Annotated in this window: 18 protein-coding genes; 12 read left to right on the top strand and 6 right to left on the bottom strand. The window is 65.0% G+C overall.

Translation table 11 applies throughout. The annotated features are described in order from the left end of the window. Positions 1–64 precede the first annotated feature (64 nt). The 4 genes from FFS37_RS08945 (at position 65) to FFS37_RS08930 (ending at position 4233) form a co-directional block, all read left to right on the top strand. The gene (locus FFS37_RS08945) at positions 65–1087 is read left to right on the top strand and encodes an agmatine deiminase family protein (protein ID WP_171026219.1); all 1023 of its coding nucleotides are present in this window, start codon (positions 65–67) and stop codon (positions 1085–1087) included. Between the two features lie 64 nt (positions 1088–1151). Continuing rightward, positions 1152–2189, top strand: coding sequence for an agmatine deiminase family protein (locus tag FFS37_RS08940; protein ID WP_137930587.1), 1038 nt, complete (start codon positions 1152–1154; stop codon positions 2187–2189). A 9-nt stretch (positions 2190–2198) separates the two neighbouring features. Beyond that, positions 2199–3089, top strand: coding sequence for an N-carbamoylputrescine amidase (gene aguB / locus FFS37_RS08935; protein ID WP_137930586.1), 891 nt, complete (start codon positions 2199–2201; stop codon positions 3087–3089). 58 nt (positions 3090–3147) lie between these two features. Further along, the gene (locus tag FFS37_RS08930; RefSeq protein ID WP_171026218.1) at positions 3148–4233 is read left to right on the top strand and encodes an extracellular solute-binding protein; all 1086 of its coding nucleotides are present in this window, start codon (positions 3148–3150) and stop codon (positions 4231–4233) included. A 169-nt stretch (positions 4234–4402) separates the two neighbouring features. Here the strand turns inward: FFS37_RS08930 and FFS37_RS08925 are convergent, their stop codons facing one another. The 3 genes from FFS37_RS08925 to secA all read right to left on the bottom strand — a co-directional run bounded on the left by FFS37_RS08925 (position 4403) and on the right by secA (position 9933). Then, positions 4403–5683, bottom strand: a complete 1281-nt coding sequence (locus FFS37_RS08925; RefSeq protein ID WP_137930584.1) for a GNAT family N-acetyltransferase — start codon at positions 5681–5683, stop codon at positions 4403–4405. Further along, on the bottom strand, positions 5683–7083 hold the full coding sequence (locus FFS37_RS08920) for a lipopolysaccharide biosynthesis protein (RefSeq protein ID WP_137930583.1): 1401 nt from the start codon (positions 7081–7083) through the stop codon (positions 5683–5685). The genes FFS37_RS08925 and FFS37_RS08920 overlap by 1 nt, the downstream gene beginning before the upstream one ends. Before the next feature lie 117 nt (positions 7084–7200). Further along, on the bottom strand, positions 7201–9933 hold the full coding sequence (gene secA / locus FFS37_RS08915; RefSeq protein ID WP_137930582.1) for a preprotein translocase subunit SecA: 2733 nt from the start codon (positions 9931–9933) through the stop codon (positions 7201–7203). Positions 9934–10196: 263 nt separating this feature from the next. On the opposite strand from secA, the gene FFS37_RS08910 reads away from it, so the two are divergent. Next, positions 10197–11123, top strand: a complete 927-nt coding sequence (locus FFS37_RS08910; RefSeq protein ID WP_137930581.1) for a peptidylprolyl isomerase — start codon at positions 10197–10199, stop codon at positions 11121–11123. A 105-nt stretch (positions 11124–11228) separates the two neighbouring features. Here the strand turns inward: FFS37_RS08910 and FFS37_RS08905 are convergent, their stop codons facing one another. Together FFS37_RS08905 and FFS37_RS08900 are read right to left on the bottom strand one after the other, a co-directional pair. Next, positions 11229–11828 (bottom strand): TetR/AcrR family transcriptional regulator, encoded by a 600-nt coding sequence (locus FFS37_RS08905; protein ID WP_137930580.1) that lies wholly within the window; start codon positions 11826–11828, stop codon positions 11229–11231. 129 nt (positions 11829–11957) lie between these two features. Then, positions 11958–13187: a caspase family protein gene (locus tag FFS37_RS08900; protein WP_137930579.1), complete on the bottom strand. Its 1230-nt coding sequence runs from the start codon at positions 13185–13187 to the stop codon at positions 11958–11960. A 165-nt stretch (positions 13188–13352) separates the two neighbouring features. On the opposite strand from FFS37_RS08900, the gene argJ reads away from it, so the two are divergent. From argJ to FFS37_RS08875, 5 genes are all read left to right on the top strand, one after another. Further along, positions 13353–14594, top strand: coding sequence for a bifunctional glutamate N-acetyltransferase/amino-acid acetyltransferase ArgJ (argJ, locus tag FFS37_RS08895; RefSeq protein ID WP_137930578.1), 1242 nt, complete (start codon positions 13353–13355; stop codon positions 14592–14594). Positions 14595–14623: 29 nt separating this feature from the next. After that, positions 14624–15376, top strand: a complete 753-nt coding sequence (locus FFS37_RS08890) for a GNAT family N-acetyltransferase (protein ID WP_137930893.1) — start codon at positions 14624–14626, stop codon at positions 15374–15376. A gap of 24 nt (positions 15377–15400) precedes the next feature. Then, positions 15401–15823: a (deoxy)nucleoside triphosphate pyrophosphohydrolase gene (locus FFS37_RS08885; protein WP_137930577.1), complete on the top strand. Its 423-nt coding sequence runs from the start codon at positions 15401–15403 to the stop codon at positions 15821–15823. Between the two features lie 126 nt (positions 15824–15949). After that, a complete protein-coding gene (locus FFS37_RS08880; RefSeq protein WP_137930576.1) occupies positions 15950–16264 on the top strand; it encodes a hypothetical protein in 315 nt (104 codons plus the stop codon). A 110-nt stretch (positions 16265–16374) separates the two neighbouring features. Further along, positions 16375–16554 carry a Flp family type IVb pilin gene (locus tag FFS37_RS08875; RefSeq protein WP_137930575.1) on the top strand — a complete coding sequence of 60 codons (180 nt, stop codon included), beginning with the start codon at positions 16375–16377 and terminating at the stop codon, positions 16552–16554. Between the two features lie 27 nt (positions 16555–16581). Here FFS37_RS08875 and FFS37_RS08870 read toward each other — a convergent pair whose 3' ends face one another. Next, complete coding sequence (locus tag FFS37_RS08870) at positions 16582–17448, bottom strand: methyltransferase domain-containing protein (RefSeq protein WP_137930574.1); 867 nt, start codon at positions 17446–17448, stop codon at positions 16582–16584. A gap of 64 nt (positions 17449–17512) precedes the next feature. On the opposite strand from FFS37_RS08870, the gene FFS37_RS08865 reads away from it, so the two are divergent. Beyond that, positions 17513–18325 (top strand): ComF family protein, encoded by an 813-nt coding sequence (locus FFS37_RS08865; protein WP_137930573.1) that lies wholly within the window; start codon positions 17513–17515, stop codon positions 18323–18325. 26 nt (positions 18326–18351) lie between these two features. Continuing rightward, positions 18352–18621, top strand: a complete 270-nt coding sequence (gene grxC, locus FFS37_RS08860; protein WP_137930572.1) for a glutaredoxin 3 — start codon at positions 18352–18354, stop codon at positions 18619–18621. Position 18622: the final 1 nt, after the last annotated feature.

Below are 18622 nucleotides of genomic sequence, written 5' to 3'. Positions count from 1 at the left end.
CTTCTCAGTTGTATGCCGGCTTGGCCTGCTTAACAATGAGAACCACAAATGAATGGAGCATTTCATGAACGCCGTTGAATGGCCGGCACAGCAGTTGCGGTTCCGCCGGCCCGCCGAGTTCGAACTTCACGCCAAGACATGGATGGCTTGGCCGCACCGGCGCGACATGTATGCCGCCAAGCTGCCGGCCATGCAGCAGGCCTATGCCGATGTCGCCCGCGCCATAGCCGGGTTCGAACCGGTCAGCATGGTGGCCCACCCTGATCACGCCGACGGCGCCCGGGCCATGCTGGGCGAGGGCATAGAGGTCGTCGAAATTCCGATCGACGATTGCTGGATCCGCGATTCCGGTCCGACATTCCTGAAACGGGCCGACGGCGGCCTCGCGGGCGTGTCGTGGCGTTTCAATGCCTGGGGCCGCAAGCACGAGCCCTATGATCAGGACAACGCCCTTGCCGAACGGGTGCTCGCCCATGAGGGGGCTCTTGCCCTGCGGTCCTTCCTGCATTGCGAGGGTGGCTCGCTGACGACCGATGGCGAGGGCACGCTGATCGTGACCGAGACCAGCCTGCTCCATTCCAACCGCAACCCGGGCATGGCCAAGGCGTGGGTGGAAAAGGAGCTGATGCGCATGCTCGGCATGGAAAAGGTCGTCTGGCTGCCGGGGGATCCGCTGGATCTGGAGACGGACGGCCATGTCGACGGCATGTGCTGCTTCGTGCGTCCAGGCGTGGTGATGTTCGAATACAATCCCGATCCATCCGATCTGCACGGGCGTATTCTCGCCGACAATCTTGCCGCTCTGCGCGGCCAGACCGACGCGCGTGGACGCGATTTCGAGGTCATCATGATCCCCGAGGCCTATGACGTCGAGGCGACCAGCGAGGTCTTTGCCCGCTCCTACATCAATTTCGCGCTCGTCAATGGCGGCGTGGTGATGCCGACCTTCGGCCGTCCGTCCGGCGAAGAGGCGAAGGCAGCGGTCGCGCGCGCCTTCCCCGAGCGGCGCATCGTCACCGTCGATGTCGGCGCCGTCGTGCCGGCGGGCGGCGCCATCCATTGCATCACCCAGGAACAGCCGCTGTAGCGGGTCACCGATGAGGACATCATGGACGCGTCGCGAATTCATCCTGGCAGCGGGTTTGGCGGTCATGCCTGAGATCGTGATCAAGACAGCAAGGGCCGACGACTGGACGGGCGTAGCCCCGGCGGAGGCGAAGCCGCATGCCCGAACCTGGATGGCCTGGCCGAGCACGCCGGCGATCTATGGCGGGTCCGGGGCCTACTACGAAAGCGTACAGGAAACGCTGGGCAGGCTCGCGGCGGCGATCGCCGAGAACGAACCGGTGGCGATGGCCGCGCCGGCGGATCAGCACACCCTTGCCGCCGCGCTTTGCGGCCCTCGGGTCGAACTCGTCGACCTCGCGACCGACGACATGTGGATGCGCGATTGCGGTCCGGTTTTCGTGCGCTCTGCGAAAGGTCCCATCGCCGTCGATTTCGGCTTCAACGGCTGGGGCAACAAACAGGCGCATGCGCGTGATGCCGAGGTGGCGGCCGGTGTCGCCAGGCATCTTGGCATCCCTCGCCATGCCGCGGCGATCCGGGGTGAAGGCGGCGGCATCGAATATGACGGCGACGGCACCTTGCTTCTGACCGAGAGCTGCTGGGTCAACGACAACCGCAATCCGGGTCTGAGCCGCGCCGATATCGAAGCGCACCTCAAGTCGATCCTGGGCGTCGAAACCGTGATCTGGGTTCCCGGCGTCCGGGCAAAAGACATCACGGACGGCCACATCGACGGCTCGCTCCGCTTCGTGAAGCCTGGATTGGTCGTCGCCAGCACTTGGCCGGGCGATGCTTCCGAATGGGGGCGGGCGCATGCGCAAGCCCTCGCCATCCTTGCCAAGGCCAGGGATGCCAGGGGGCGCGGTTTCGAGGTGGTCTCCATACCCGCGGCCACAAAGGCGCGATCGACGCGCGACGACGTTCTCACCAGCTATGCCAACTACTATGTCGGCAACGGCGCGCTGTACACACCGCAGTTCGGCGACGCGAAGGCCGATGCGCTGGCGAAGGAGACGCTTGGCCGGCTGCATCCCGAGCGGCGCATCGTCCAGCTTGACATGGACCGCATCTATGAGAATGGCGGCGGCATCCATTGCGTCACCCAGCAACAACCCCTGTGAGGTGAAACCATGCGTCAGCTGATTGCCGCCGCCGTTCAGATTTCCTGCACCGACGACACCGAAGCCAATCTTGAGAAGCTCGAGCTTCATGTTCGCGAAGCTGCCCGGCGGGGTGCGCGGCTCGTCGTGCTGCAAGAACTCTTCGAAGGCCTCTATTTCTGCATTGACGAAGACCGGCGCCATGATGCGCGCGCGCGTCCGCTCGCCGGCCATCCGACCATCGAGCGCATGAGCGCGCTGGCCCGCGAAACAGGCGCCGTGCTGCCGGTTTCGCTGTTCGAGCGCGATGGTTCGCGCCTGTTCAATACGCTGGTCATGATCGACGCCGACGGCAAGGTTCTGGGCCACTACCGCAAGAGCCATATCCCCGACAGCCCGGGCTATTGCGAAAAGTTCTATTTCGCCGACGGCGATACCGGCTTTCGCGTCTTTGAAACCGCCGCCGGCAGGATCGGCACGGGTGTCTGTTGGGACCAATGGTTTCCCGAGGCGGCGCGCGCCATGGTGCTGGCGGGCGCCGAGGTGCTGATCTATCCCACGGCCATCGGTTCCGAGCCGTCCTATCCCGGCTGGGACTCGCGCGACCACTGGCAACGCGTCATGCAGGGGCATGCCGGCGCCAATCTGACACCCGTCATCGCCGCCAACCGGGTTGGCGCCGAGAAAGGCGATGCCGGCGAGGTCGTGTTCTACGGCTCGTCCTTCATCGCCGACCACACCGGGGCCAAGCTGGCGGAAGCCGACCGTGTCGGCGAATGCGTGATAACAGCGGCACTCGACCTGGACGAGATTGCCAGCGCGCGGCGTGGCTGGGGCGTATTTCGCGACCGGCGATCCGATCTCTACGGCGCACTGATGGAGCCGACGCCGGAGCGCCTGCTCGCCCGGAATGCGACTTGAAGTGCCTTGCATGAGAGCATGACCCCCTGACCGGGGGTTTTCACCAAGGGAGGAAATGATGAAGATCTGGCTCGCGCTTGTCGCGGCATGCCTTTTTGCGTCCCCGGCGCTGGCCGAGGAGAAGGTGCTGCACCTCTATTCCTGGGAATCCTATTTCGGTCCCGACTCGGTCGCGCAATTCGAGAAGGAGACCGGCATCAAGGTCACCTACGACCTGTTCGACTCAAACGACATCGTCGAAACCAAGCTTCTGACCGGCGGCTCGGGTTACGATGTCGTCACCATCAACCTGTCGCCGCACATGCAGCGCGAGCTTCCGACCGGCGTCTGGGGCACGCTGGACAAGAGCCGGCTTTCCAACCTTGGAAATCTGGATCCGGCGGTGGTCGCCCGCGTCGACGAAGTCGACAAGGATGGGGCGCATGGCGTGCCCTGGATGTGGGGCACGACCGGCGTCGGCTACAACATCGACAAGGTCCGCGCGATCATGCCCGACGCCCCGGTCGATTCGCTGCGCATGCTCTTCGACCCCGCGATCGTCGCCAAATTCGCCCCATGCGGTGTCGTCATGCTCGACGATGCGGAGCAGGTGCTGGGCCTGGCGCTGATCTATCTCGGGCTCGATCCGGACACTACCGATCCCGAGATCCTGCAGAAGGCCGTCGACGTGGTGGCCAAGGTTCGCCCCTATGTGCGCAAGTTCCACAGTTCGAGCTACATCAACGACCTTGCGGAAGCCGATGCCTGCGTGGCGCTCGGCTTCTCAGGCGACATGCACATAGCCGACATCAGGGCGAAGGAGGCAAAGCGGCCCTTCTCCATCACCTATCGCCTGTCGAAGGAAGGCAATCTGGTCTGGGCCGACGTGCTGGCGATCCCGGCGGACGCCCCGCATCCGGAAGCGGCGCATGCCTTCATCGACTTTGTCATGCGTCCGCAGATCGCCGCCGCGGCTGCCAACGACACCGGGTTCTCGACCGCGAACAAAGCGGCATTGGCGATGCTGGACGGAAAGATGGCAGGCGACGCGAACCTCTATCCTTCGGCGGAAGCCCAGAAGCGCTTTCATCTGCCCAAAGCGCTCGACCAGAAGGCGCTGAAGATGTGGTCGAACGCCTGGAATCGCGCCAAGGGCCTGGAATAGGCCGTAAGCATGAGCGCTCCGGGCCCGAACAGTCCGGAGCGCCCGGCTTCGACAACAGGCGAAGGCCTAGAGCGTTACCGGCGAAACGGAATCGCCGGTAACGCTCTATCTTTCTGTTCTGACGCAATTTCCGGACGCAAAACCGCTTCGCACTTTTGCTGGAATTGCTCTAGCGGCGCCTCAACAGGCTCTTCATGCGGTTGCGCAGGATGCGCGCCATGTTGCGGGTCTCGCGATAGAGGTGCAGCTGTGAGGCCGCCTGGCGGGCGGGACGGTCGGCATCCGGCGTCAGCCCGATCACCAGCGTGCCCATCGGCTTGCGTTCGGTCCAGAGCCTGCTCATCACCGGATGGTCGGGCACCGCGCAGGAATCGGTCATCATGATGTTGGGATCGTCGAGATGCTGCCGGGTCACTTCGATCATCAGCAGCGTGCCCGGCGAATAGCTGGCCAGCGTCTCGTCATAGGCCGTCTTCCAGGTATAGGCGACGCCGGCTTCGACGAAGACGATCAGGCTGGCGATCGTGCGGCCGTCGAGCGTCAGGGAATGGATGCGGCACATGTCCTGTTCGGCGAGCCGGTGCACGGCCTCGCGGGCGAAGGCGGCGCGGAAACGGTCGATCGCCATGGCGGTGCGCTCGCGGCCCTTCCAGCCGGACGCTTCCAGCGTCAGGAAGCTCTCTATGGCGTGACGGATATCTTCGGGCGCGCGCGCCACGGCATGTTCGAGTTTGCCAAGGTCGGCCAGACGCCGCTTCAGGCGGCGGAATTCGCGATAGTGGTGCGAGCGCAGCGAAGCCTTGAGATAATCGTCGCCGTCGAGCTTGCTCTCGAGCATCGGCCGCGAGGTCTGGCTGGTCGTCACCAGCATCAGGCCGCGTGTCTCGGCCACGGTGCCGACGAGGCTCGCCACCGGGCCGTCGAGCCGCACGTCGGGCAGGACAAGCACTTTCGGCAGCTTGAGATGCGGACGCGACAGCATCGAGAAGAAGTCCTCGACCACGCCGACCGGATCATCACGGTCGATCAGCGGCGTGCCGAGCGGACCGAACGGGCTCGACCAGGTGCGCATCACCGGCACGCCGAGCGGCACGACGGGACGCTCGACCGAGATCGGCACCAGAAGCCGCAGGCGGTTGCGGTATTCGTCGCCGTCGCGGATGACCGCCAGCCGCACCTCGCGGTCCTCCAGCCGGGGCATGGCCGGCGCCAGGAAGCGCGGATTGAAGAAGACGTTCGGCTCGATCGTGCGGGCGCAGAGATAGTCCAGCTCCTCGACCAGGTCGAAGCCTGCGGACGCCGGGTAGATGGCGAGCTTGCGCTCGGGCCGGTTGTTGGCGAGGACTTCGAGATGGGCCGGGTCGGCATCGCGGCCGAGGCCGGCCAGGCCCGACACCATGGCGCCGGCGGTGCCGCCACTGGTTTCCTCAAGCAACGGGATCGCGGCCATCAGGCGGCTCCTTTGGCTGGCACGAAGATCGCCATGACGATGCCGAGCTTGCGCCATACGGTGAAAGACAGCGCGCTGGCCTCGAAGATCATGGCGAAGGCGGTGGCCATGGCCGCGCCCCACAGGCCGAAAAGCGGGATCAGCACGACGTTCAACCCGATGTTGAAGGCCAGCGTCATGGCATAGACGGCGGCGCAGATGTTCTGGTTGCCGCTCATGGTGAGCAGGCTTTCGCACGGGCCTACGGCGGCCCGCGCCACGACACCGAAGACGAGCAGGAACAACAGCGGATAGCCCGATGTGAATTCAGGCCCGAACAGCACGAGCATGGGTTTGCCGAGCGCCAGCACCAGCAGCGCCATCAACAGCGACGGCCAGAAGGTCCAGGACACCGTTTCGCGCGCAAAGGCGGCAAGCTTCTCCGGCTCGCCATGCGTGAACTGGGCATAGCGCTGGGCAACGCCGGCCTTGACGGCGAAGTAGACGAAATGCACCAGCGCCAGCGTCTTGACCGTGGCGAAATAGACGGCGACGTCGTTGGGATCCATATAGGCGCCAACCATCAGCACGTCGGCATTGGTGAGCAGGAAGAAGAAGCTCTCAACCAGGAAGATCGGCAGCGAGACGATGAACCATTGCGCGAAATGGACCTTCATCGGCCCGGCGGGTATCTGCCGTTCCATGCGATGTGTGACACCCACCAGCTGGGCGAGCGTGGTGACATAGGTGGCGGCGATCGAGGCGAAAATCGCTGTCCTGGCATCGGGCGCATAGCCTGCCCAAAGCATCAGCGCCATGAACATCAGGATCAGCACCGGCCGCACCAGATAGGTCGGCGAGAGGGCAAACAGCGCCCAGCTGTTGGCCCTGGCCTGGCCTTGCAGCAGATCCGACAGGGCGATCATCGGCAGGCAGATGATGCCGAGGATGAAGGGTATCACGTAGTAGTTTTCGAGCCAGGGTGCCGCCAGCCAGACGCCGAGCGCGCCGAGCCCGGCGATGATTGTCGAGGCAATCAGCACGAACAGGCGGCTGGCGACGACGATGCCGCGCAGTTCGTCCATGAGGCCGCGCTCGCGGTATTCGGGAATGAAGCGGATGACGGAGGTGTGGAAACCGAGGCAGGCAAGGTTGCCGACGATGACCATCGTCACCCAGACCAGCACGAAGATGCCGTATTCGAACGAGCCCATCCAGCGCGCCATCAGCACCTGGCTGATGAAGGCGATGACGGCGCTGATGATGCGGATCGAGAAGGCGATGACCGACATGCGCCCGGCTTCGCCGCGCTCATCGGCGGTGAACAGCACGGCGTCGATGCGGCCAAGCAGAGGCTCCACGCGCAGCGCCAAGCGCTGCGGCAGGAACCGCCCGGCAGTCGTGGCCGCGGAAAAGCGCACCCCGATCTCTCTCCGTTTTCCGCCTCTTTTTCAGGCCTTGGTGTAGCGGAGACACCTTAAGAAACGGTTGGGTGAGGGGGCTTCTCCCCGTGGAACGGGGAGAAGGAAAGAGCTGCGTTACGCGAACGCGCCGTGGCAGTGCTTGTATTTCTTGCCGGAGCCGCAGGGGCAGGCTTCGTTGCGGCCGACCTTGCCCCAGGTCGCCTGGTTGTTCGGGTCGCGGTCTTCCGGCGCCACGACCGCGTTGCTCTCCTGGCGGACCAGAAGGGCCGTTTCGCCGCCCTGGAAATCGTCCTCGCCGGTCGAGCCGTCGATGTGGCTGCCGAACATGTCGGGCGCCTCCGGGGGCGGCGCCTCGGCGGCCTGGCGGACCAGTTCGACGCGCATCAATTGCGCGGTGACGGCCTGGCGCAGATTGCCCAGCATCGCCTGGAACAGCTCGAACGCCTCGCCCTTGTATTCCTGCAGCGGATCGCGCTGGGCGTAGCCGCGGAAGCCGACCACCGAGCGCAGATGGTCGAGGTTGACGATGTGCTCGCGCCACAGATGATCGAGCGTCTGCAGCACCACCGAGCGCTCGACATAGGTCATCACCTCGGGGCCGAAGCGATCGGCGCGTTCCTTGGATGCAGCCTCGGCGGCCGCGCTGATACGCTCGCGGATATCGTCCTCGGCGATGCCTTCTTCCTTGGCCCACTCCTCGATCGGCAGGTCGAGATTGAGGAATTCGGCGACCTCGGCCTTCAGGCCGGCCACATCCCACTGTTCGGCATAGGCATTTTCGGGAATGGCCTTGGCGACGATCTCTTCGATCACGCCTTCGCGCATCTCGGCGACCGTCTCGGACAGGCCTTCGCCGTCCATCAGTTCGATGCGCTGCTCGAATACGACCTTGCGCTGGTCGTTGGAGACGTCGTCATATTTCAGCAGGTTCTTGCGGATGTCGAAGTTGCGCGCCTCGACCTTCTTCTGCGCCTTCTCCAGCGCCTTGTTGATCCAGGGATGAATGATGGCCTCGTCTTCCTTGAGGCCGAGCTTCTGCAGCATGCCGTCCATGCGCTCGGAACCGAAGATTCGCATCAGGTCATCCTGGAGCGACAGGAAGAATTTCGAGCGGCCCGGGTCGCCCTGGCGGCCGGAACGGCCACGAAGCTGGTTGTCGATGCGGCGCGATTCATGGCGTTCGGTGGCGAGCACATAGAGGCCGCCGGCGGCCAGCGCCTTTTCCTTCAGGCGCTCGATGTCGGCGTGGATCGCCTTTTCGCGTTCCTCGCGCTCGGGGCCGGCGGGCATGTCGCCCAGTTCGTCGGCGATGCGCATCTCGGCATTGCCGCCGAGCTTGATGTCGGTGCCGCGGCCGGCCATGTTGGTGGCGATGGTGATGGCGCCGGGCTTGCCGGCCTGGGCGACGATTGCCGCCTCGCGCTCGTGGTGGCGGGCGTTGAGCACTTCGAAGTCCTTGAAGCCTTCCTTGCGCAGGCGCTCGGCCAACTGCTCCGACTTTTCGATCGAGGTGGTGCCGACCAGCGTCGGCTGACCCTTGGCGCTGGCTTCCCGGATCTCCTTGACGATCGCCTTGTACTTCTCCTCGACCGTCCGGTAGACCTCGTCGTCCTCGTCCTTGCGGATGACGGGCAGGTTGGTCGGAATCTCGGTGACTTCGAGGCCGTAGATGTTGCCGAATTCCTCGGCCTCGGTCAGCGCCGTGCCGGTCATGCCGGCGAGCTTCTTGTAGAGGCGGAAGTAGTTCTGGAAGGTGACGGAAGCCAGTGTCTGGTTTTCCGGCTGGATCGCCACGTGTTCCTTGGCTTCCAGCGCCTGGTGCAGGCCTTCCGAATAGCGGCGGCCGGGCATCATGCGGCCGGTGAATTCGTCGATGATGACGATCTCGCCATTGCGCACGATGTAATCCTTGTCGCGCTGGAACAGGCGATGCGCCTTGAGCGCGTTGTTGACGTGGTGGACGATGGCGACGTTCTCGACGTCGTAAAGCGACTCGCCCTTGAGCAGGCCGGCCACGCGCAGCATGTTCTCCAGCTTCTCGGTGCCTTCCTCGGTGAAGATCGAGGTCTTCTGCTTTTCATCGATCTCATAATCCTGCGGCTGCAGCTGGATGATGAAGGTGTCGATGGTGTTGTACATTTCCGAACGGTCCTCGAGCGGACCGGAAATGATCAGCGGCGTACGGGCCTCGTCGACCAGGATGGAATCGACTTCGTCGACGATCGCGTAATTGTGGCCGCGCTGCACCATCTGGGCGCGCTCGTACTTCATGTTGTCGCGCAGATAGTCGAAGCCGAGTTCGTTGTTGGTGGCGTAGGTGACATCGGCCTCGTAAGCCGTGCGGCGCTCCTCGTCCGACAGGCCGTGGACGATGATGCCGACCGACAGGCCGAGGAATTTGTAGACACGGCCCATCCATTCGGCGTCGCGGGTGGCCAGGTAGTCGTTGACGGTGACGACGTGGACGCCGTTTCCGGCAAGCGCGTTGAGATAGACCGGCAGCGTCCCGACCAGGGTCTTGCCCTCGCCGGTGCGCATTTCGGCGATGCCGCCATTGTGAAGCACCATGCCGCCGATCAGCTGGACGTCGAAGGGGCGCATGCCGAGCACACGGCGCGAAGCCTCGCGCGCGGTAGCGAAGGCGGGCACGAGCAGGTCATCGAGGCTGGCGCCATTGGCGATGTCCTGCCGGAATTTCTGCGTGCGGCCGGCAAGCTCGGCATCCGAGAGCGCCCGCATCTCGTTTTCCATGGCGTTGATCGCCTCGACACGCGGCCGGGTCGATTTGACCCGGCGGTCGTTGGAGGAACCGAAAACCTTACGGGCGAGACCGCCAAGACTGACCATTCAATGGTCCTTTCGATAAAATTCTCAATCTTTGAGACGAGCGCCGGCCGGCCCCATCACATCCGCGTGATTGCATCGCCTGAATATGGGCAAACACAAAAAGCGCCCGGAAAACGGTTCTGGACGCCAAGTCGTTGGACAGATAAGAGGGGGCTCAACTGATGTCAACGCCGCGCTCGCCCTGCCGGTCGCGCCAAATTCCGCCACAATCAGGCTGATCTGGAAGCCAACCCTCCCTACAATCCTTCACCGGAGTCATCCTTATGCCCCTGTTGTTAAGCCGTGCGTCGCTCGCCAGCCTTGGCCTGGCCTTCGGCCTGTCGGCTCTTTGCCTGTCGCCTTTGATGGCGCAGGAGACCGCTCCCGCTCCGGCCGCCCCGGCGGATGCCGCCGCTCCCGCCGCTGCGCCGGTCGATCCGAATGCCGTGATCGCCACCGTCAACGGCCAGCCGCTGACCGAAGCCGACCTGACGCTTGCCGAAGGCGAGCTGTCGCAGCAGTTCGCGCAGCTGCCGCCCGAACAGCGCCGCGCCGCCGCGCTGTCGGCCGCGATCGAGATTCGCGTCATGGCCGCCAAGGCTGTCACGGACGGTCTCGACAAGGATCCCGACTTCCAGCGCCGCATGGCCTTCCTGCAGGAGCGTGCGCTGCACGGCGAAATGGTCGAGAAGGGCGTGGTCGACAAGGTCACCGATGCCGAGGTCCGGGCCCGCTACGACCAGGAAATCGCCAACACGCCGCCGGTCAATGAGGTGCATGCCCGTCACATCCTCGTGAAGACGAAGGAAGAGGCCGAGGCGATCATCAAGCAGCTCGATGGCGGCGCCGATTTCCAGAAGCTCGCCAACGAGCACACCAGCGACCCCTCCGGCAAGTCCAATGGCGGCGATCTCGGCTGGTTCGGCCCCGGCCAGATGGTGCCGGAGTTCGACAAGGCGGCCTTCGCGCTCGACGTCGGCAAATACACCGAGCAGCCGGTGCAGACCCAGTTCGGCTGGCACGTGATCAAGCTCGAGGACAAGCGCGCCAAGCAGCCGCCGGCCTTCGACGACGTCAAGGACCAGGCCAAGCAGGCCGTCATCCGCGACAAGTATTTCGCGCTGGTCAAGTCGCTGCGCGCCGACGCCAAGGTCGAAATTCCCGACGCCAAGCTCAAGCAGGCCGTCGATACGCTGGAAGGCGGCAAGTAAGCCCGTCAAGCTTTGATAAAAAGGCGCGGCAGCCGAAGGGCGCCGCGCCTTTTTTCTTGGCGAATGTTTCATGGGCAAACGTTTCTTGGGCGAATGCCGGCCGCCCTATCCAACGGGTGCCTGGATGCCTCTCAGGAGGTAGCGAACCACCTCGCGTATCGCAGCCTCCGGCTCGTCCAGCCGGTTGGTCAGGAGATGCCGCCAGGCGTAGGAGGCCACGAGATCGGCGACCACGGCCTGATCGATATCGGCCGCGACCTCGCCCCTTGCCTTGGCGCGCTCGATGATCCGGCCGGTATGGGCGCTGCGCCCTGCGGCATAGCCGGCAAGGGCTGCCGCCGCCGTCTCGTCCGACTGCGCCTCGGCGATCAGCGACCTGAACACGCTGCCCGACGATGTCTCGCGCCAGTGCGCGAACAGGTTCTTCAGGAAGCCGGCGAGATCCTCTTCCAGGCTCCCCGTATCCGGAACCTCGACGCGCTTCTGGCGCTGGTAGACTTCGAACAGGAGTGCAGCCTTGCTCGGCCACCAGCGATAGATGGTCGGCTTGCCGGCGCGGGCGCGGCGCGCCACCGCCTCGATCGAGAAGCCGGCATAGCCCGCCTCGACCAGAACGGCTTCGGCCGCCTCCAGAATGGCTTCGGCGCTGTCGGGATTGCGCTTGGCGCCTATCGATCTGCGTGCCGGATCAGCACTCTCGGCCATCCCAATTGTCCTCGCCCTGAAAATTCGCCGGCAATCATAGGTGAGCTCGCGGTCAAACGAAACGGTGCGTTTTTCAATGGCTTGCGCAAGCCGTCGAGATGGGAACGGCGATAAGCTCAGGTCGGGTGGTCAATTCATCGCCTGCGAGGTTTCCGATTCGATACGCCATCCGTCTTCGGCCTTGACCAGCCCTAGCGTGACGCGCGCCTTGCCGGTGAGCCGGGTCGCCGATTTGTCCTTCGGCAGGTAGTCATAGCGCATGGCGAAGTTCGCTTCGGCGCGGTCTTCCCCTCGCGGGGTGATTTCCAGGCTGCCGGGTTCGAGGTGAAGCGACCACGAGGCCCATTGCGCGAACCAGTCGGTCTTCACCTTGACGATCGCGTCGGCGTCATAGCGCGTGCCGAAAATGGTGGCCGACGGGCCATAGAGCCGCTTGACGGTCTTGCTCATCGCTCCGGCGTCGGGCGCCAGATAATCCTGGCGCAGGAACGTTTCGATCGAGCTCTTGTCGTCGCCCACGGAGCGCTCGGCAGTGGCCACCTGCGTGGCCGGCGCCGGCTCCGCCGCCGGCTTGGGGGCGGGGGCGGGGCTTTCGCCCGGCACGAATTCGAAGCGTTCGAGCAGCGAGCCTTGCTCCCACGGGCGCTGGGCCTCGCGTGTCTGCGAGACCACATCGCGGCGGACAGCGATCATCATGTCGTTGATGCTCTGGCCGGGTTCGGCGATATGCCGCAGCAGCGCCTGGGCGAAGGGGGAGTTCCGCCCGGTCCCGTCCATGGCGACGGCGCCCGGAGCGGTCGAGAAGGCGATGAAGGAGCCACGCGTCGAATCGAATTGCGCCAGGCCGGCGAGCGCGGTGGCCGAGCGGGTCGTGGCGCTGCGGCTTAGGCTGCGGGCAAACGGGTTGTTGCGGCAAGCGTCGAGAAACACCAGGCTGACTTTGGTCTGCTGTTCCATGATGTCGAGGACTTCGTCGATCGGCACCGCTTCGAGCTGCAGCTTCACCGGCATGTCCAATCGCGCGTCGACCGGTACGATGTAGTTGCGCCCGTCGACCTGCAGGCCGTGGCCCGCATAGTAGAAAAGCCCGACGCCCGCGCCTTCGAGCGCATCGGAGAATTCACCGATGCTGCGCTCGAGCTCGCGCTTGCCAAGGTCGTTGCCTTCGATGACCTCGAAACCGATGGAGCGCAGCTTGTCGGCGATATCGAGCGCGTCGTTCACCGGATTGGCCAGCGTGCCGGCCTCGGCATAGGTGCCATTGCCGATGACGAGCGCCACGCGCCGCGCCGGCTCGGCGTCGGCGCCCAGCAGCAAAAGTCCCAGAAATGCCCAAGCGAGGATCACAAGCCTGCCCATGGGGCGCGATCATAGCCCCACAGGCCCCGGCCACGCCAACAGATTTGAAATGCAGGCTTAATCGCCGGCCGCTGCCCCGGTGGGGCGCGGCGAAAACGCCCTTGCACGCGCGCGCCGTATCGGGCAAACCGGCCTTCCCTTGCGATTTTCCCGCCCGAGGTTCCCATGTCCACGACGATTTCACCGCTCGCGCCGAAGAAATACCCTGAGATGCCTGTCATCGAAGGGGTGCGCATCGCCACCGCCGAGGCGGGGATCAAGTACAAGAACCGCACCGATCTCCTGGCCATGGTCTTCGATCCCGGCACTGCCGTTGCCGGCGTGTTCACCAGGTCGAAATGCCCTTCGGCGCCGGTCGACTTCTGCCGGCAGAACCTTGGTGCCGGCAAGGCCCGCGTGCTGATCGTCAATTCCGGCAATGCCAATGCCTTCACCGGCAAGAAGGGCCGCGAATCCACCGCGCTGACCGGCGAGGCGGCGGCCAAGGCGGCCGGCTGCACGGCGGGCGAAGTGTTCCTCGCCTCGACGGGTGTCATCGGCGAGCCGCTCGACACGACCAAGTTCAGCCATCTGCTCGCCGGGCTGGTCAGCAACGGCAAGCCGGACCTGTGGACCGAGGCGGCGAAGGCCATCATGACCACGGACACCTATCCCAAGGTGGCGACGCAGACAGTGAAGCTCGGCGACACCGACGTCACCATCAATGGCATCTCCAAGGGCGCCGGCATGATCGCGCCCGACATGGCGACGATGCTGTCCTTCATCGCCACCGACGCGCCGATCGCGGCGCCTGTGCTGCAGGACCTGCTCTCGCGCGGCACCGCCAAGACCTTCAATGCGGTGACCGTCGACAGCGACACCTCGACCAGTGACACGCTGCTGATCTTCGCCACCGGCAAGGCCGCCAAGCGCGGCGCGCCCGAAATAACCGACCCGAAAGACGCCCGGCTCGGCCAGTTCCGCCGGGCGCTCGGCAAGGTGCTGAAGTCGCTGGCCTTGCAGGTGGTGCGCGACGGTGAAGGCGCGCGCAAGCAGGTCGAAGTCACCGTGACCGGCGCCAAGTCGGCGCGCTCGGCCAAGCGCATCGCGCTGTCGATCGCCAATTCGCCTCTGGTCAAGACGGCGGTTGCCGGCGAGGACGCCAATTGGGGCCGCGTCGTCATGGCCGTCGGCAAGGCCGGCGAGCCCGCCGATCGCGACAGGCTGTCGATCTGGTTCGGCGACAACAGGCTGGCGCATGAGGGCGAGCGCGACCCGGCCTATTCGGAAGAAAAGACCTCCGCCTACATGAAGCGCGACGATATCCGCATCCGCGCCGATATCGGCATCGGCCGCGGCAAGGCGACGGTGTGGACCTGCGACCTCACCAAGGAATACGTGACCATCAACGGCGACTACCGGAGCTGATCGCCTTGGTTTCGCGCCACCCGGCAAGCATGCTCGCGACCGTGCGCCGCTACGAGGCCGCCGGCTTTCGCGCATGGCCGGCTGCCGCCGTCCATTATGACGGCACCTGGGTGGTGCGGCTGACCGCCGGCCATCCGGCCAAGCGGCTGAATTCGGTCAACCCGCTCGATCCCGGCGACATCCAGCACATCGCCGACCGCATCGGCCGCGCCAGCCGCCGTTTCGATGCCTATGGCCGGCCGCTGACGTTCCGCATGTCGCCGCTGTCAGGCCCCGATCTGGCCAGCCATCTGGACAAGGAGGGTTGGAGCCGGTTCGACGAATCGCTGGTCATGCGGCTGCCGCTGTCCAGCGCGCAGCTCGACGCCGCCATGGACCAGATCCCGCTGAAGGACATCAGCCGCTTCATCGGCGCGTCGCTCAAGGTCAGCGGCTCGGATGTTTCGCTGCGGCCCGGCCTGTCGGAAATCATCGGAGCGATCCAGCCGGAGGCGGGGCTGTTCGCGCTCGAGGAAGGGACGGAGCCGCTGGCGACGCTGATCTGCGTGCATGATGGCGACCTTGCGGGCCTGTTCGAGGTCGCTACCGACAAGTCGGCGCGCAACCGGGGGCATGGCCGCAACCTGATCCTGTCGGCGCTGAAGTGGGCGCGGCTGCGCGGCGCCCGGGAAGCCTGGCTGCAGGTCGAGGCCGGCAACGTGCCGGCACTGGCGCTCTACCGGTCGCTCGGTTTTGAGGAAGTCTATCGCTATCATTACCGGCGGCCGCCTGGTCATGAGTGACGTTGGTCATGAGTGAAGTTGGGCATGAGTGATCTGGCAAATCCCGGCAAGCGCCTGCTTCTCGTCGCCGCCTGCGCGCTCGTCGACGCCGACGGCCGCGTGCTTCTGGCGCAACGGCCGCCGGGCAAGCAGCTTGCCGGCCTGTGGGAATTTCCGGGCGGCAAGGTCGAGCCCGGCGAGACGCCGGAACAGTGCATCATTCGCGAACTTCATGAGGAGATCGGCATCGAGACCGACATCCCGTGCCTGGCGCCGCTGACCTTCGCCAGCCATTCCTATGACGACTTTCATCTGCTGATGCCGCTCTTCGTCTGCCGCCGCTTCCGCGGCATCGCCCAACCCAGGGAAGGCCAGGCGCTGAAATGGGTGCGGCCGAAGCAGATGCGCGACTATCCGATGCCGCCGGCCGATGCGCCGCTGATCCCGTTCCTGATCGATCTGCTCTAAGGATCGGGCGGCGGACCGAGGGGTGGTCCATATCAGCCAGCGTTAATGGAAGATTTATCTGATCATGAAAAATTGATCCAAGGCCGCGCTCTCGTCGCGGTCGCCGATTGCGTGGAGAGCGACAGGATGAGCCTGGACAGGGATTGGGATTCGATCCGGCCTGAGCGCGGCTTTCGCGCCGCCGACGCCGGCATGGGCATCCTGCGCATAACGCTGCTGTTCGGGTCCGCAGCGGTGGCGTTGGCGTTGATCGCGACGCCATTCCTCGACAGCCAGACGCGGTCGCAGACGGCTCGCGATGATTTTCCCGGCCTGGACATGACGGCCACCGGCTCGATCAGCCATCGCGGCACCTACACGGTGCGGCGCAGCGTGCTGCAGTCCGAGCCCGGCTCGGTCTGCATCATCGGCTCCGACGGCAAGACCAGCGGCGATTGCTGACATGGTTAAGACATTTTCGACAGGCGGGCCGTTTCACCGCCTGTTAAGCCTTTGCCGTTAACCTTTCTTAACAGATGGGCGGTAAGGTTCCGGCAAGGGGGATTGAGCCTATGAGAACAGTGCTGCTGCGGTTTTTGAAGGACGAGAACGGCGCCACGGCCGTCGAATACGCCCTGATCGTCTGCGTGCTGTCGCTGACGATCATCGGCGGCATCGGCCAGGTTTTCAACTCGCTCACCTGGCTGTTCAGCAGCAACACCAGCAGGCTTGCCAACGCTTTCGCACAGTAATTTTGCGCGTCCGCGCCAGCGGATTGCCTACTGTCCTTCTTCAAGTATCGTCTTCAGCGACACCTTGGCCGAACCGGGCTTGAGCGGCTTCTGCTGCGATGCATCGGGCGCCCAGCCGGACATCCAGACCATCGAGAAGCTCGCCCGGATACGGCCATCGGGGTCGGAGAAACGCTCCGCGTAAATTTCGGCGGCCCTTGCAAACAGCCTGCGCGAACCCGGCCGCCGGCTGCGATCGGCGAGCGCGCCGGTTTCACCCATGGCGCGCAGATCGGCCATCAGGGCGAACAGGTTGGCATAGCGCACGGTCAGCGTCTCGACATCGGCGACCGGCAAGGCAAAGCCGGCTCGCTGCAGCAGCGCGCCGGCATCCCGCACGTCCGTAAATGGGGTGACGCGCGGGCTGGCGCCGCCGTAAAGCTCGGTTTCGGCCGCAAGCAGGCTTTCGCGCAATTCGCCCAGCGTGCCGGCGCCGGCGAAGGCGCCGAGGAAAAGCCCGTCCGGCCGCAGCGCGCGGCGGATCTGGATCAGCATGCCGGGAATGTCGTTCATCGCCTGCAGCGAGAGGAGCGAGACCACCAGATCGAGGCCTTGCGGCTCGAACGGCATGGTCTCAAACGGCGTGACGAGACCGGGGGCGCCGTCCAGAAAAGCCGCATCCGCCTCGACGCGGGCGAAATCGGCCACCTTGCCGCTCGCCGCGAGGACCTGGGCGGCGGCTGACGTCTGGCAAAACAGCGCCGCCGCCTTGCCGAACCTGCGCTCGACGGCGCCCAGCCTGTCGGCCAGGTCCTCAGCGGCACGGTTCATCAGGAAATCCACGCCTTCGGACGGATGGGTGAGCGCGCGCCGCTTGTGCGCCAGCCACAGGGATGTGTCCATTATGGGCTGCAACGGATGGGTCCTTGTTTGTCCGCGCCCTGATATGGTTTGTATAGAGGCGTGGAGAACCAACCACGTGGCCGATCCTATGCTCAAGATCAAGTCCGCCGAGATCGGGAAGCTGGCCCGGTCGGCAGCCCACTCGGCCCTGAACTGGCCGGCCCGCATTCTTTTTCCGCCGGTTTGCGCGGGCTGCCGCCGGCAGGTCTCTCAGCCCGGCGTGCTGTGTGGCGCCTGCTGGCCGAAGCTCAGGCTTCTGGAACGGCCCTGGTGCCCGGTGATGGGCACGCCGTTTACCCACCATATGGGCGAGGGGTTCCTGTCGGCCGAGGCCATCGCCGATCCGCCGCCCTTCGAGCGGGCACGGGCGGCGGTCGCTTATTCCGGCGTCGCCCGCCAGATGGTGCAGGGGCTGAAGTATCAGGACCGCACCGATCTCGCTCCCTGGATGGCGCGCTGGATGGTGCGCGTGGGCGCCGACGTCATCGCCGATGCGGACGTGGTCGTGCCGGTGCCGCTTCACTGGCGGCGTTTCTTCCGGCGGCGTTTCAACCAGTCCGCGGAACTGGCGCGGTCGGTTTGTGAGCTCAGCGGCCTGACCTTCGCGCCGTCCGTCATGCGACGCGTCAAACTCACCCGCCAGCAGGTCGGACTGGAGCGGCAGGAGCGCGACGAGAATGTGCGGGCCGCCTTCCGTGTGCCCGATGACGCCGAGATCGAGATCGCCGGCCGAAGGGTGCTTCTGATCGATGATGTCTACACGACCGGCGCCACGGTGCGTGCGGCCACCAAGGCCCTGAAGAGAGGAGGGGCGGCTGCCGTCGACGTGCTGACCTTTGCCCGTGTACTGCCGGGGGACTTCCGGGCGGACGAGTCCGCGACTATATAAGTCGGCAACGAAAGTGGAATTCCGTCATGGTCGATGTCACGATCTATACGCGCATGATGTGCGGCTACTGCACGGCGGCCAAGCGGCTGCTGGAGCGCAAGGGTGTCGCCTATACCGAGCACGACGCATCGTTTTCGCCCGAACTGCGCCAGGAAATGATTTCGCGCGCCCATGGCCGCACGACCTTTCCGCAGATTTTCATCGGCGATACGCATGTCGGCGGCTGCGACGACCTGCATGAACTGGATGCGGAAGGCCGGCTCGACAAGCTGCTGGCCAACGGTTCGACGATTTGAG

The sequence above is a fragment of the Mesorhizobium comanense genome, from assembly GCF_005503535.1.
GTDB classification, from domain to species: Bacteria; Pseudomonadota; Alphaproteobacteria; order Rhizobiales; family Rhizobiaceae; genus Mesorhizobium; species Mesorhizobium comanense.
Note: the sequence above shows the minus strand (reverse complement) of the source record. Positions and strands in the feature narration are given on the sequence as shown.

Bases quoted from the DNA above. Each gene is read 5' to 3' on its own strand.
- FFS37_RS08945 (WP_171026219.1), top strand. From the start codon at position 65: ATGAACGCCGTTGAATGGCCGGCACAGCAGTTGCGGTTCCGCCGGCCC.
- FFS37_RS08940 (WP_137930587.1), top strand. From the start codon at position 1,152: ATGCCTGAGATCGTGATCAAGACAGCAAGGGCCGACGACTGGACGGGC.
- aguB (WP_137930586.1), top strand. From the start codon at position 2,199: ATGCGTCAGCTGATTGCCGCCGCCGTTCAGATTTCCTGCACCGACGAC.
- FFS37_RS08930 (WP_171026218.1), top strand. From the start codon at position 3,148: ATGAAGATCTGGCTCGCGCTTGTCGCGGCATGCCTTTTTGCGTCCCCG.
- FFS37_RS08925 (WP_137930584.1), bottom strand. From the start codon at position 5,683: ATGGCCGCGATCCCGTTGCTTGAGGAAACCAGTGGCGGCACCGCCGGC.
- secA (WP_137930582.1), bottom strand. From the start codon at position 9,933: ATGGTCAGTCTTGGCGGTCTCGCCCGTAAGGTTTTCGGTTCCTCCAAC.
- FFS37_RS08910 (WP_137930581.1), top strand. From the start codon at position 10,197: ATGCCCCTGTTGTTAAGCCGTGCGTCGCTCGCCAGCCTTGGCCTGGCC.
- FFS37_RS08905 (WP_137930580.1), bottom strand. From the start codon at position 11,828: ATGGCCGAGAGTGCTGATCCGGCACGCAGATCGATAGGCGCCAAGCGC.
- FFS37_RS08900 (WP_137930579.1), bottom strand. From the start codon at position 13,187: ATGGGCAGGCTTGTGATCCTCGCTTGGGCATTTCTGGGACTTTTGCTG.
- argJ (WP_137930578.1), top strand. From the start codon at position 13,353: ATGTCCACGACGATTTCACCGCTCGCGCCGAAGAAATACCCTGAGATG.
- FFS37_RS08890 (WP_137930893.1), top strand. From the start codon at position 14,624: ATGCTCGCGACCGTGCGCCGCTACGAGGCCGCCGGCTTTCGCGCATGG.
- FFS37_RS08885 (WP_137930577.1), top strand. From the start codon at position 15,401: ATGAGTGATCTGGCAAATCCCGGCAAGCGCCTGCTTCTCGTCGCCGCC.
- FFS37_RS08880 (WP_137930576.1), top strand. From the start codon at position 15,950: ATGAGCCTGGACAGGGATTGGGATTCGATCCGGCCTGAGCGCGGCTTT.
- FFS37_RS08875 (WP_137930575.1), top strand. From the start codon at position 16,375: ATGAGAACAGTGCTGCTGCGGTTTTTGAAGGACGAGAACGGCGCCACG.
- grxC (WP_137930572.1), top strand. From the start codon at position 18,352: ATGGTCGATGTCACGATCTATACGCGCATGATGTGCGGCTACTGCACG.